The sequence below is a fragment of the Shewanella sp. SM32 genome, from assembly GCF_025654235.1.
Taxonomy (GTDB): domain Bacteria; phylum Pseudomonadota; class Gammaproteobacteria; order Enterobacterales; family Shewanellaceae; genus Shewanella; species Shewanella oncorhynchi.
On the sequence record NZ_JAKKRO010000089.1, the window covers coordinates 1 to 13,137 of the forward strand.

Here is a 13,137-nt window from a genome sequence, read left to right on the forward strand (position 1 = left end):
AACACAGCCAGAACACAGCCAGCTAAATTTTGTCTCACCAGGGCAACGTCATGCACTGCAAGATGGCGCTATTTTAGCGAAGCGCAAGAAAGTGCTTGAGGCGGCGAAGGAAAGAAAACCGATGCGTTGGTCTACAGAGATCAGAAATTGTGAAGCGGTTGGCGCTGTAACACTCAACCCAGATAAGGCACCAGAAGAAGGCGTAATAAATGCAGCTTAATATTTAAACAAAGAGTGACAACTATCTTGAAAAACACCGACTTTATAACATGATGGTTTCGCACTGATTTTGGTGCTTGCTATAGGATTTAGGATGTGAATGTGCCAAATAAATCACTCGCTGAGGCTGAATATAATCAATTTAGGTTGTTCTTAGAGCAACACAGCGGCATCGTACTGGGTGAAAATAAGCAATATCTTGTGCGCAGTCGTCTTGCTCCTTTGATGGGCAAATATAACCTGCCATCCTTATCTGATGTGGTTAAGCATTCGATGAAGCCTACTGAGCGTGCGCTCAGAGCTGAAGTGATCGATGCTATGACGACCAATGAAACCCTTTGGTTCCGTGATCGTTATCCATTTGAGTTGTTGAATAATGTCCTACTACCAGAATACAGTCGTCTGGGGCGTCCGCTTAAAATTTGGTCTGCGGCTTGCTCGTCAGGCCAAGAGCCATACTCATTGGCTATGACTATTCTTGAGTATCAACAGAAGAAGCCTGGTGCCTTGGCTGGTAGTGCTTCGATTCAAGCAACGGATTTATCTCCTTCCATGTTGGAACGCTGCAAAAATGCCGAGTACGATAGTTTGGCATTAGCGCGTGGTTTATCTGAAGAACGTAAGCGTCAGTTTTTTGATGCATTACCTTCAGGTAATATGAAGTTAAAGGATAATGTGAAGCGGTTGGTGAACTTTAGAGCGCATAATTTGCTTGAGAGTTATAGTCTGCTTGGCAAGTTCGACATTATCTTTTGCCGCAATGTGCTGATTTATTTTGCACCAGAGGCAAAGGCAAAAATTTTGCGGCAATTCGCTGCCGCTCTCAATCCCAAAGGGATTTTATTTCTCGGTGCATCAGAATCTATCGCTGGTTTAACGGACGAGTTTGATATGGTTCGTTGTAACCCTGGCATTTATTACCAGAAAAAGACTTAACTCAGCCGCTCTAAAGAAAATTACCGACAATTGTCGGTAATTTTTTACCCATCACTTGCTCATCCTTGTTGTTATTCTCAAAATTTCCTGATGTTGGCACATGAATTGCTTTATTTTCGTGAGAACACGAGGAGGCAATTTTATGGCGATCAATTTTGATAATGCACTGGGTGTGCATCAATACACTCTCGGTATTAGAGCGCAGCGGGCTGAAGTTATTTCAAGCAATATCGCTAACGCAGATACGCCACATTACAAAGCCCGCGATGTTGATTTTTCTGCGGCAATGCAGGCCGCTCGAGGCCAACAGCAGCAGCGAAATAGTCTTGAAATGCAAGAGCCAGATAAGCATTTTGGGCTTGCGGAGTTGACTGGGCAATTTGTTAAGTTCCGTGTGCCAAATCAACCCGATACCGGTGATGGTAATACTGTTGATATCCAACAGGAACAATCGGCATTCATGCAAAATGCACTTGAATATCAAATGTCACTAGGTTTTTTAGACAGTAAGTTTAGTGGCATGAAGAAAGCGTTGAGAGGGGATTAATCATGAGTTTATTTAGCATATTTGATGTTGCTGGCTCGGGAATGTCTGCTCAATCGGTCAGGCTAAACACCACCGCGAGCAACATAGCCAACGCGGATTCCGTCTCGAGTAGTGTAGATAAGACCTATCGTTCCCGTCATCCCATTTTTGAAGCCGAAATGGCTAAAGCCCAAAGTCAGCAACAAGCTTCTCAAGGCGTTGCAGTAAAAGGCATTGTAGAAAGTGATAAACCACTACTGAAAGAATACTCGCCCGATCATCCTATGGCGGATGCGGACGGCTTTATTTATAAACCGAATGTTAATGTCATGGAAGAAATGGCAGATATGATTTCTGCTTCGCGCTCATATCAAATGAATGTTCAAGTCGCTGAAGCAGCTAAGTCTATGCTGCAACAAACACTTGGGATGGGTAAATAACATGTGTTACTTAGGAGGTAAGCTGTGAGCCTCATTAATCAAATTAACCAAGCGTCGGCGCAGACGGCTCAAAATAAGAGTCAGCCAAATGCCGTTACGACGAATTCATCAACCAGCTCAACGGGTAATCCGTTTCTTGATGGCATACGTTTGCCAAAAGAGTCAATAGTACCGGAAGCAAAAAGCCAGCAGTTAACTCAAGATGACTTTTTCTCGTTATTAAGCCAACAGTTATCGATGCAAGATCCCTTTAAGCCCGTCGACAACGACCAAATGATTGCGCAGATGGCATCATTCTCGACGGTTGATGGTATTACTAAGTTGAATAAGGAAATCGTTAATTTAAACGGTGTTATGACATCAAGCCAAGCATTACAGGCATCAGGACTTGTTGGTCGCAAGGTATTGATCCCAACTGATACAGGTAACATTTCAGCTGAAAGCCCAACAATAAAAGGTGTGATTAGCACGCCAGCTAAAATTCCTGAAGTTACTGTACGTGTTGAGGATGAGAAAGGCCAAGTTGTGACCACCTTTAAAGTTGATGGCAGTAAGGGGGGCAATGTCGATGTTAACTGGGATGGCCTCGATAAAGATGGAAACCCTGTAACCGCAGGTAACTATACGATCAAGGCGAGTGGTTTAGTGGATGGAAAATCCCAAGAATTGCCAGTCTCGACCTATGCTCATGTGACCAGCGTTTCTCTCGGTACGGCCAGTACTGGCGCGATTCTTAACTTGAGAGGCGGTATGGGCATCAAGTTAACCGATGTGTTAGCTGTGTCTGAAACCTAAGTTTGCATAAAAGAATTTTTGCAGCATCCGAATTGGGCGCAAGTCGCTCATAAATGAATTGAGTCAAGTGTAGAGGTGAATTATGTCGTTTAACATTGCATTGAGTGGCATTTCTGCTGCGCAGAAAGATTTAAACACTACGGCGAATAACATTGCTAATGCGAACACCATTGGCTTTAAAGAATCCCGTGCTGAATTTGCGGATGTTTACGCTAATTCTATTTTTTCAAATGCTAAAACTGCTGTCGGTGGTGGTGTTGCTACGAGTCAAGTGGCACAGCAATTCCATCAAGGTAGTTTACAGTTGACGAATAACTCCCTTGATATGGCGATTAAAGGTGGTGGCTTTTTCGTTACTGCCTCTGAACTGGGTACATTAGACCACTCGTTTACCCGTGCAGGAGCATTTAAGGTCGATAAAAATAATTACATGGTTGATTCTGCTGGTAATTATTTGCAAACTTTCCCAGTGGATAAAGATGGGAACTCAACATCAGTGAGTTTAACGACGGCTAAGCCGGTACAAATACCAGACACTGCGGGTAGCCCTGTAAAGACTGAGAATGTTACTTTACAAATGAACTTAAATGCTAAGGAAAGTGCACTCGACCCGGCGGCATTCGATCCTCTAGATGCAAAAACCTACAATAACGTTACATCAATGACAATTTATGACTCACTCGGTGAGCCACATATTATGACCACTTATTTTGTTAAGCCCAAAGACGGTTCGTACAATGGTGAGAACAATTGGGTGGCTTACTATGCTGTTGATGGAAAGCAAGTCGATCTAGCCGGTCCTGCTGGTACTTATCAAACAGATACCACCGGCGATGGTACACCTGATGCAACGGGCACAGCTCAAACTGCTGGTGGTTGGAAAGGCTCTGTACTCAAGTTCAATTCTGTTGGTGTCTACACTGGTAGTGATCCTGCTATAGTCAAGACTGAGGCTTTGGGCGTCAGTGGTGCGGGTGTTTTAGGGCCAGGTGCCGATGGTACTCAAGAGTTGACTGTGAAGTTTAATGCCCCAACGCAATATGCTGCTCCTTTTGGTGCAACTGAGTTGACGCAAGATGGTACGACTGTAGGTCGCTTAACTAACGTTGAAATCGGCGAAGATGGTTTAGTGACCGCGAGTTATTCTAATGGTTCAACCGTGCCTTTAGCACGGGTTGCTTTAGTTCGTTTTGCTAACGAACAAGGTTTAACGCAAGTGGGTAATACGTCGTGGAAAGCCAGTTTAGCTTCAGGTCCAGCGTTAGCGGGTGAGGCAAATAGTGGAACTTTTGGTAGCATCAGTTCATCGGCGCTAGAGCAATCGAACATTGATTTGACGACTGAACTGGTCGATTTAATTTCGGCACAGCGTAACTTCCAAGCGAACTCTCGTACCCTTGAAGTGAATAACACGCTGCAACAAACCGTATTACAAATCCGCTAATCATTACTTTGTTTAACTAAGTGTTGCCGCCAGTGGCAACACTTAGCCTTTATCCTGCCGTCAAATCACTTCATTTTCATATTTTTCAATTCTATCAGTAAATTAAACGTTATTATTTGTTGGCATGATGCTTGCTTGGCTATTGTCATGTAGAAAATTTGACGGAGCAGTCTGTGGACAAATTCCTTTATGTCGCCATGAGTGGCGCTAAGCAAAATATGAATGAGCTGGCACTCCGTGCGAACAACTTAGCCAATGCTAATACCGATGGTTTTAAATCAGATATGGCGCAGGCCAGATCGATGCAAGCCTTCGGTGAAGGGTTGCCTTCAAGGGTGTTTGCGATGACAGAATCTCCGTCAGCTAATTTTCGCTCTGGTCCGATAAAAACCACTGGACGGGATCTCGATGTTGCCATTAAAGGCGATGGCTGGTTTGCCGTTCAGGCGAAAGATGGCAGTGAAGCTTATACCCGTTCAGGTAGTCTCAGTTTCGATGCGACGGGCATGTTGTATAACGACAGAGGCAATCCCGTGATGGGGGACGCTGGCCCGATAGTGCTGCCATTACCTATTGATAAAGTGTCAATTTCACAGGATGGCATAGTGTCTGTTCGCCCTCAGGGGGCGACTGCTGAAGTGATAGAAGAAGTGGCTAGATTGAAGTTAGTTAATCCCGGCAATGCGCAGATGATGCGTGGTGAAGATGGATTATTTCGACAAATGTCAGGCGAACCAGCACCAGCTGACCCTTTCGTCGCAGTTGAAAGTGGTGCCGTAGAGGGCAGTAACGTTAACCCTGTTGATGAAATGGTGTCTTTGATTGATCTTCAGCGCCAGTTTGAATTGCAAGTCAAGATGATGAAAACCGCGGAAGAGAATGATCGCGCTTCATCCTCATTAATGCGTATTAGTTAGGAGATAGATTATGCATCCGGCGTTATGGATTAGTAAAACTGGCTTAGACGCACAGCAAACTGATATTTCAGTGATTTCAAACAACGTAGCGAACGCTAGCACTGTGGGCTACAAAAAAAGCCGCGCAGTATTTGAAGATTTACTCTATCAAACAGTTAACCAAGCAGGTGGTGTTAGTGCATCTAACACTAAGCTACCCAACGGATTAAACATAGGTGCGGGTACGAAAGTCGTCGCTACTCAAAAAATGTTTACTCAGGGTAACATGCTGACGACGGATAACTCACTGGATCTCATGATTGAAGGTCCTGGATTTTTTGAAATACAGCTTCCTGATGGAACCACTGCTTATACTCGAAATGGTCAGTTTACCTTAGATGATACGGGTCAGATTGTGACGCCAGGTTCTGGCTATTTGCTACAACCCGCGATCACTATTCCTGATAATGCGACCAGTATTACCGTTTCAGCAGAGGGTGAAGTTTCAGTAAAAACGCCGGGTACCGCAGAGAACCAAGTCGTGGGTCAGTTGACTATGACGGATTTTATTAATCCATCGGGTTTAGATCCTATGGGACAAAACTTATATACGGAAACTGGTGCCAGTGGTACGCCCATTCAAGGTACCGCTTCGTTAGATGGCATGGGAGCGATTCGTCAAGGCGCCTTAGAAACCTCTAACGTTAACGTGACCGAGGAACTGGTGAACCTTATCGAAAGTCAGCGCATTTACGAGATGAACTCTAAAGTGATTTCAGCGGTAGATCAGATGCTGTCTTATGTGACTCAGAATTTATAGAGGCAAACATCATGGCTAGATATCTTGTGTTGGCCGTCGCGTTATTGCTTGCAGCTTGTAGCTCGACGCAAAAGAAACCCCTTGCGGATGATCCCTTTTACGCACCGGTATATCCAGAGGCGCCGCCGACAAAAATTGCCGCAACTGGCTCTATTTATCAAGACAGCCAAGCATCTAGCTTGTATTCGGATATACGCGCCCACAAAGTCGGTGACATTATCACTATCGTATTGAAGGAATCGACTCAGGCGAAGAAGAGTGCAGGCAATCAGATTAAAAAAGGTTCAGACATGAGCTTAGATCCCATCTTTGCTGGTGGTAGTAATGTGTCCATTGGCGGAGTGCCAATTGATTTGCGTTACAAAGATAGCATGAACACTAAGCGTGAATCGGATGCTGATCAGAGCAATAGTCTAGATGGCAGCATCTCGGCAAACGTGATGCAAGTGCTGAACAACGGCAGTTTAGTGATCCGTGGTGAAAAATGGATTTCAATTAATAATGGTGATGAGTTTATTCGTGTCACTGGTCTCGTTCGCTCGCAGGACATTAAACCCGATAACACTGTCGATTCAACGCGAATGGCTAATGCCCGTATCCAATACAGTGGCACAGGCACTTTCGCAGATGCTCAAAAAGTGGGCTGGTTAAGCCAGTTCTTTATGAGCGACTGGTGGCCCTTCTAAGGAGTCGTATCATGAAATATAAACTGGTGTTAGCCGTTGCCATGCTAGTGTTTTCTCTACCTAGTCAGGCTGAACGAATTAAAGATATTGCCAATGTGCAAGGTGTGCGTAGTAACCAGTTGATTGGTTATGGCTTAGTGGTCGGTTTGCCGGGAACGGGGGAAAAAACCAGTTATACCGAGCAGACCTTTATGACTATGCTCAAAAACTTTGGGATTAATCTTCCTGACAACGTCAAACCGAAAATTAAAAACGTTGCAGTGGTAGCCGTACACGCGGATATGCCCGCCTTTATCAAACCTGGTCAAGATCTTGACGTAACGGTATCTAGCTTAGGTGAAGCCAAAAGCTTACGCGGTGGCACCTTATTACAGACCTTTTTGAAAGGGGTAGATGGTAATGTGTATGCCATAGCCCAAGGTAGTTTAGTGGTGAGTGGTTTTAGTGCCGATGGTTTAGATGGTTCAAAGGTGATTCAAAATACGCCAACTGTAGGTCGTATACCGAATGGCGCGATTGTTGAGCGTAGTGTTGCAACCCCATTTTCAACTGGCGATTATTTGACGTTTAACCTACGTCGTTCGGATTTCTCTACTGCGCAGCGCATGGCCGATGCGATCAATGATCTATTAGGTCCAGATATGGCGCGTCCTTTAGATGCGACGTCTGTTCAGGTAACGGCTCCACGTGATGTATCACAACGAGTCTCCTTTTTAGCAACGCTTGAAAACCTTGATGTTGTTCCCGCAGAGGAATCTGCCAAAGTGATCGTTAATTCACGTACTGGAACCATAGTGGTTGGGCAAAACGTACGCTTACTCCCTGCGGCGATTACCCATGGCGGCATGACTGTCACGATTGCGGAGGCGACACAGGTTTCGCAGCCTAACGCGTTGGCAAATGGTCAAACAACCGTCACGAGTAATAGTACGATCACAGCGACAGAAAGTGACCGTCGTATGTTTATGTTTAATCCAGGCACTACGCTGGATGAGCTGGTTAGAGCGGTTAACTTAGTCGGTGCAGCCCCTTCAGATGTGTTAGCAATACTTGAAGCATTAAAAGTGGCAGGAGCTTTGCATGGTGAACTTATCATCATCTAATTTCTGTCGGGAAAATCATGGAAAAGCTTTCAAGTTCATCACATTTTCTTGACCTGGGCGGGCTAGATTCACTCCGCGCCCAGGCTCAGAAAGATGAGAAGGGCGCCTTGAAAAAGGTCTCCCAACAATTTGAAGGTATTTTCGTGCAAATGCTGATGAAAAGTATGCGCGATGCCAATGCGGTTTTTCAGTCTGATAGTCCACTCAATAGCCAATACACTCAGTTTTACGAGCAGATGCGCGATCAGCAGTTATCGGTCGATTTATCTGACAAAGGTGTATTGGGCCTTGCCGATATGATGGTGCAGCAACTCTCTCCCGAAACAAGTCATTTCACGCCTGCATCGGTATTGCGTGACGATGGTGGCATGAAAATGCTCCACGACGATAAAGCGCTTAATGTGCCTATGCAGAGTTCAGCCGCTCCTGTGGTTGAACCCACAGTTGTAAATCATGGTGTGCCGGCTGCTATCGCTCGGCCTGTATTTGAACCGGATAGAGCTGAAGATGCCAATTCATCAATGGACATTGATACGCCTAATCGTTCACTGGCTATCGATACGCCTAAGCCGAGCTGGAGTGAACAATCACTTTCAGTGGTAGAACCTGTGATTAGCGGCCAAGTTTTGCCGACGGCAGCATTTAGGGAAACCCAAAAAATTGTCAGGTTCGGTAGTCGAGAAGAATTTTTAGCGACCTTATATCCACATGCTGAAAAAGCCGCAAAAACATTAGGTACCCAACCAGAAGTATTATTGGCGCAATCTGCACTGGAAACTGGCTGGGGACAAAAAATCGTCCGCGGCAATAACGGTGCGCCGAGTCATAACCTATTCAACATTAAAGCTGATCGTCGTTGGTTAGGCGATAAGGCTAACGTCAGTACCTTAGAATTTGAGCACGGTGTTGCTGTTCAGCAAAAAGCTGACTTCCGAGTTTATAGTGACTTCGAGCATAGCTTTAACGATTTTGTGTCCTTCATTGCCGAAGGTGACCGTTATCAAGATGCGAAAAAAGTGGCCGCTTCCCCTACTCAATTCATCCGAGCTTTGCAGGATGCGGGTTATGCCACTGATCCTCGATACGCTGAAAAAGTGATTAAAGTGATGCAGTCGATCAGTGAAGAACTGAAATCAATTCTGCCAGGAGAAGACAAATGATGAATCTTACAACCCTGTTTGTTCATAGGAGTGTCAACTAATGGCCGTTGATCTACTGAATATAGCGCGAACTGGGGTGCTTGCCTCCCAGTCGCAACTGGGTGTTACCAGTAATAACATAGCTAACGCCAATACCGCTGGTTACCACAGACAAGTGGCAACTCAGTCGACTCTTGAATCGCAGCGTTTTGGTAGTAGTTTTTATGGCACAGGAACTTACGTTAATGACGTTAAGCGTATCTACAATGACTACGCTGCAAGAGAGTTACGCATTGGCCAAACAATGTTAAGCGCCGCCGAAGCCAGCTACGGTAAATTGAGTGAGCTAGATCAGCTGTTTTCACAGGTAGGTAAAGTTGTGCCACAAAGCTTAAATGACCTGTTTTCGGGGCTGAATAGTGTGGCTGATTTGCCTGCAGATTTGGGTATTCGGAGTTCGACCCTAACAAACGCACAGCAAGTTGCCAGCAGTCTTAATCAGATGCAGTCGTATTTGAATGGTCAGCTTAATCAGACCAATGACCAGATCACAGGTATGACTAAGCGTATCAATGAGATCAGTACAGAACTGGCAAATTTAAACCTAGAGTTAATGAAGTCGCCGAATCAGGATGCACAGTTGCTTGATAAGCAAGATGCACTTGTTCAAGAGTTAAGCCAGTATGCTCAAGTGAATGTTATTCCATTAGAAAATGGTGCTAAGAGCGTAATGCTCGGTGGCTCAGTGATGTTGGTTTCTGGCGAAATTGCTATGACGATGGGAGTCCAAGCGGGTGATCCATTTCCGAATGAGCTTCAATTGACTTCAAGTATTGGTTCGCAAAGTGTCACTGTTGATCCGAGTAAACTTGGCGGTCAGTTAGGGGCCATTTTTGATTATCGTGATCAAACGTTAATTCCCGCGGGTCATGAGCTCGATCAATTAGCCTTGGGCGTGGCTGATAACTTCAATAAAATGCAAGCACAAGGTATTGACCTCAATGGGCAAGTTGGTGCCAATATCTTCAAAGATATCAACGATCCTATGATGTCTTTGGGCCGTGCAGCAGGTTTTTCTGGTAATACGGGTAATGCAACATTAGGCGTCACCATAGATGACACCAGTTTATTAACTGGTGGTGCCTACGAACTGTCATTTACCGCGCCTGCAACTTATGAGCTGAGAGATTCGAAAACGGGGGCAATTACGCCACTGACGTTAAATGGCTCGACTTTATCGGGTGGATCTGGATTTTCAATTGACATAAAAGCGGGCGCTATGGCGTCTGGCGATCGTTTTGCCATTCGCCCAACAGCGGGTGCTTCAAATGGCATTGAAGTGGTCATGAAAGACCCTAAAGGCATTGCCGCCGCATCCCCAAAGATTTCAGCAGATGCCGCTAACTCGGGCAATACCCAAGTGAAGTTGACTCAAATTAGCAATCGTAATGCCGCAAATTTCCCTGTAACAGGCAGTGAGTTGACGATAAAGCTCGATACCACAGTTGTGCCTCCAACCTATGAAGCATTCGACGCCGCTGGAACATCCCTTGGGGCTGCAGCCCCTTATACTCCTCCGAGTATCAGCGCTTTTGGTTTTACCTTTGAAGTTGACAGCAAAGCGGCTGCAGGCAATGACAGATTTACCTTCGATTTATCCTTCGCAGCGGGGGATAACTCTAATGCTGTCGCTATGGCTAAGTTGAGCGAAAGTAAGGTGATGAATGGGGGAAAGTCGACCCTAGCTGATGTGTTCGAGAACACTAAGCTCGAGGTAGGCAGTAAAACGAAAGCGGCTGAAGTGCGTGTTGGTTCGGCAGAGGCCGTGTATCAACAAGCTTATGCGCGAGTAGAGAGTGAGTCGGGCGTGAACTTAGATGAAGAAGCAGCAAATTTAATGCGTTTTCAGCAAGCCTATCAAGCCTCTGCGCGGATCATGACGACTGCACAGCAGATTTTTGACACCTTATTATCCTCAGTGCGTTAGGAGATTTAACTATGCGATTATCATCCGCGCAGATTTTTAATCAAAGCATTACCAGTGTGCTGCAAAAGCAAACGGCGACCAGCAAAATTCTTGACCAATTGAGCAGTGGTAAGAAAGTCAATACTGCTGGTGATGATCCTGTGGCGTCACAGGGTATCGATAATCTGAATCAGAAAAATGCACTCGTTGATCAGTTTATTAAGAACATTGATTATGCAACGAATCACTTACAGCAGACCGAAAGTCAACTTGGCCAAGCAGATAAACTAGTGTCGAGCATGAAGGACATGATGCTACGGGGTTCTAATGGCAGTATGACAGCGGCAGAGCGGCAAACAATTGCCGATGACCTGCGCAAAAGTCTGGATCAATTACTGACAATTGCGAATACCAAAGATGAATCGGGAAATTATCTCTTTGCAGGTAATAAAACTGACACGCAACCGTTCGCATTCGATAATAATGGTCAGATTATTTACTCAGGCGACTCAGGCGTTCGTAATAGCATGATTGCTTCAGGTATTCAGCTTAATACTAATGTGTCTGGAGATACCGCTTTTATGAAGTCACCTAATGCAATGGGTGATTATAGCGTCAATTATTTGCCGTCCCAACAAGGTGATTTTAGTGTATCTAGCGCTAAGCTAGCTAACGCGACACCTTCTCTCTCTGATTACACTGTTTCATTTCTAGATGATGGTGCTGGTGGCATTAATGTCGAAGTCACCGACAACGCTATTCCCGCCAATATCATCTCCCCCGCAGCGGCGTTCGATCCCGCTGTGCCAGTCACTTTTGACGGTGTTGAACTAAAAATTGCCGGCGAGCCGAAGATAGGTGACAGCTTTACCCTTCACCAAGAACAAGAGGTTAGCATTTTCAATACCTTAAATAAGGCGATTGCTCTTTTTGAAAACGCTGATCAAGTGCAGACGCCATCCGGGCAGTCTGAGTTGGCACAGTTATTGAATAATGTTGGGAGTGGTGTCAAACAAATGAGTCAGCAGCAAGGCTTATCAGGTAACAGTTTAAAGATACTGGAAAAATATACTGATAAGCACACTGATGAGAAATTGATTAACACCTCGGCATTATCCAAATTGGAAGATCTTGATTATGCCACTGCGATAACTGAATTTGAGAAGCAACAACTCGCTCTCAATGCCGTATCCAGTGTGTTTAGTAAAGTGGGTTCCGTATCGCTGTTTGATTACATCTAGATCGAATGCCTTCTGAACCGAAAGCACTAAAACAAGACGGTTTTCAATGATGAAGGCATCAAGGTCTAAAGGTTAAGTAATTAAATTAAGCAAATAGAGTTAAGCACGTTAAGTAAAGTTGCAGCAATTGATGGCAACAAGATTTAGCCAGGCTTCCACGTCTTGGCACCCAACTTAGAAGAGGAATGTAACATGGCTATTTCAGTAAACACGAACGTCACATCGATGAAGGCGCAAAAAAGTCTTGGTGGTGCTAATGGTAATTTGCAAACGTCCATGGAACGTTTGTCATCGGGATTACGGATTAACAGTGCTAAGGATGATGCTGCGGGTCTGCAGATCTCTAATCGTATGACAAGTCAGATTAATGGGCTAGATGTTGCTATGCGTAATGCCAACGATGGTATTTCGATAGCCCAAACTGCTGAAGGTGCAATGCAGGAATCGACCAATATTCTGCAACGTATGCGAGATTTATCACTGCAATCGGCTAACGGCTCTAACTCTGCAGAAGACCGTGAGTCTATGCAGAAAGAACTTTCTGCATTACAAACAGAATTAACTCGTATTGCCGATACAACATCATTTGGTGGTCAGAAATTACTAGATGGCAGTTATGGTACTCAGAAATTCCAAGTAGGTTCGAATGCTAACGAGACTATTTCTGTATCGATTGGTGATGTGTCAGCAGGTTCAATTGGTCAGAATCAAAAAACAGGTGCAGGCAGTGTATTTGGTGCTGCTGCGGCGGCAGGAACAGCATATGGTGTTGCAACAGGCGCTAGTAACATTGTACTAAGCGGCCCTAATGGCACATCTACGGCAACAGATATATCAGCTATGGATGCAAAAGCTGCAGCTGAAGCACTAAATAATTTAGGTACAGGCGTTAAAGTTTCGACTAAGGCATCTGTAGAGTTGACAGG

At 45.0% G+C, this 13,137-nt stretch carries 12 protein-coding genes and 2 pseudogenes; all 14 read left to right on the forward strand.

Going from position 1 to position 13,137, the window contains the following annotated elements:
* A pseudogene (locus L5M10_RS22000) lies at window positions 1-220 on the forward strand (IS3 family transposase); the annotation flags it as partial.
* 95 nt (window positions 221-315) lie between these two features.
* On the forward strand, window positions 316-1,155 hold the full coding sequence (locus L5M10_RS22005; protein WP_168824478.1) for a CheR family methyltransferase: 840 nt from the start codon (window positions 316-318) through the stop codon (window positions 1,153-1,155).
* A 142-nt stretch (window positions 1,156-1,297) separates the two neighbouring features.
* Window positions 1,298-1,702 carry a flagellar basal body rod protein FlgB gene (gene flgB / locus L5M10_RS22010; RefSeq protein WP_113939454.1) on the forward strand — a complete coding sequence of 135 codons (405 nt, stop codon included), beginning with the start codon at window positions 1,298-1,300 and terminating at the stop codon, window positions 1,700-1,702.
* 2 nt (window positions 1,703-1,704) lie between these two features.
* Window positions 1,705-2,121: a flagellar basal body rod protein FlgC gene (gene flgC, locus L5M10_RS22015; RefSeq protein ID WP_006085646.1), complete on the forward strand. Its 417-nt coding sequence runs from the start codon at window positions 1,705-1,707 to the stop codon at window positions 2,119-2,121.
* Window positions 2,122-2,145: 24 nt separating this feature from the next.
* Window positions 2,146-2,916 (forward strand): flagellar hook assembly protein FlgD, encoded by a 771-nt coding sequence (gene flgD / locus L5M10_RS22020; RefSeq protein WP_173497640.1) that lies wholly within the window; start codon window positions 2,146-2,148, stop codon window positions 2,914-2,916.
* An 82-nt stretch (window positions 2,917-2,998) separates the two neighbouring features.
* Entirely contained in the window at window positions 2,999-4,360 is a 1,362-nt protein-coding gene (gene flgE, locus L5M10_RS22025; RefSeq protein WP_028761207.1) for a flagellar hook protein FlgE, read from the forward strand.
* Between the two features lie 173 nt (window positions 4,361-4,533).
* Window positions 4,534-5,277 carry a flagellar basal-body rod protein FlgF gene (gene flgF, locus L5M10_RS22030; protein ID WP_105251930.1) on the forward strand — a complete coding sequence of 248 codons (744 nt, stop codon included), beginning with the start codon at window positions 4,534-4,536 and terminating at the stop codon, window positions 5,275-5,277.
* Window positions 5,278-5,287: 10 nt separating this feature from the next.
* Complete coding sequence (gene flgG / locus L5M10_RS22035; protein ID WP_028761205.1) at window positions 5,288-6,076, forward strand: flagellar basal-body rod protein FlgG; 789 nt, start codon at window positions 5,288-5,290, stop codon at window positions 6,074-6,076.
* An 11-nt stretch (window positions 6,077-6,087) separates the two neighbouring features.
* Window positions 6,088-6,762 carry a flagellar basal body L-ring protein FlgH gene (gene flgH / locus L5M10_RS22040; RefSeq protein ID WP_028761204.1) on the forward strand — a complete coding sequence of 225 codons (675 nt, stop codon included), beginning with the start codon at window positions 6,088-6,090 and terminating at the stop codon, window positions 6,760-6,762.
* Between the two features lie 11 nt (window positions 6,763-6,773).
* Window positions 6,774-7,865 carry a flagellar basal body P-ring protein FlgI gene (locus L5M10_RS22045; protein WP_028761203.1) on the forward strand — a complete coding sequence of 364 codons (1,092 nt, stop codon included), beginning with the start codon at window positions 6,774-6,776 and terminating at the stop codon, window positions 7,863-7,865.
* Window positions 7,866-7,882: 17 nt separating this feature from the next.
* Window positions 7,883-9,025 carry a flagellar assembly peptidoglycan hydrolase FlgJ gene (gene flgJ / locus L5M10_RS22050; RefSeq protein WP_263255926.1) on the forward strand — a complete coding sequence of 381 codons (1,143 nt, stop codon included), beginning with the start codon at window positions 7,883-7,885 and terminating at the stop codon, window positions 9,023-9,025.
* A gap of 40 nt (window positions 9,026-9,065) precedes the next feature.
* Entirely contained in the window at window positions 9,066-10,991 is a 1,926-nt protein-coding gene (gene flgK / locus L5M10_RS22055; protein ID WP_263255928.1) for a flagellar hook-associated protein FlgK, read from the forward strand.
* Window positions 10,992-11,002: 11 nt separating this feature from the next.
* Entirely contained in the window at window positions 11,003-12,211 is a 1,209-nt protein-coding gene (flgL, locus tag L5M10_RS22060) for a flagellar hook-associated protein FlgL (RefSeq protein ID WP_263181305.1), read from the forward strand.
* Window positions 12,212-12,403: 192 nt separating this feature from the next.
* A pseudogene (locus L5M10_RS22065) lies at window positions 12,404-13,137 on the forward strand (flagellin); the annotation flags it as partial.

Bases quoted from the DNA above. Each gene is read 5' to 3' on its own strand.
- flgC (WP_006085646.1), top strand. From the start codon at position 1,705: ATGAGTTTATTTAGCATATTTGATGTTGCTGGCTCGGGAATGTCTGCT.
- flgK (WP_263255928.1), top strand. From the start codon at position 9,066: ATGGCCGTTGATCTACTGAATATAGCGCGAACTGGGGTGCTTGCCTCC.
- L5M10_RS22045 (WP_028761203.1), top strand. From the start codon at position 6,774: ATGAAATATAAACTGGTGTTAGCCGTTGCCATGCTAGTGTTTTCTCTA.
- flgJ (WP_263255926.1), top strand. From the start codon at position 7,883: ATGGAAAAGCTTTCAAGTTCATCACATTTTCTTGACCTGGGCGGGCTA.
- flgB (WP_113939454.1), top strand. From the start codon at position 1,298: ATGGCGATCAATTTTGATAATGCACTGGGTGTGCATCAATACACTCTC.
- flgH (WP_028761204.1), top strand. From the start codon at position 6,088: ATGGCTAGATATCTTGTGTTGGCCGTCGCGTTATTGCTTGCAGCTTGT.
- flgL (WP_263181305.1), top strand. From the start codon at position 11,003: ATGCGATTATCATCCGCGCAGATTTTTAATCAAAGCATTACCAGTGTG.
- flgG (WP_028761205.1), top strand. From the start codon at position 5,288: ATGCATCCGGCGTTATGGATTAGTAAAACTGGCTTAGACGCACAGCAA.
- flgE (WP_028761207.1), top strand. From the start codon at position 2,999: ATGTCGTTTAACATTGCATTGAGTGGCATTTCTGCTGCGCAGAAAGAT.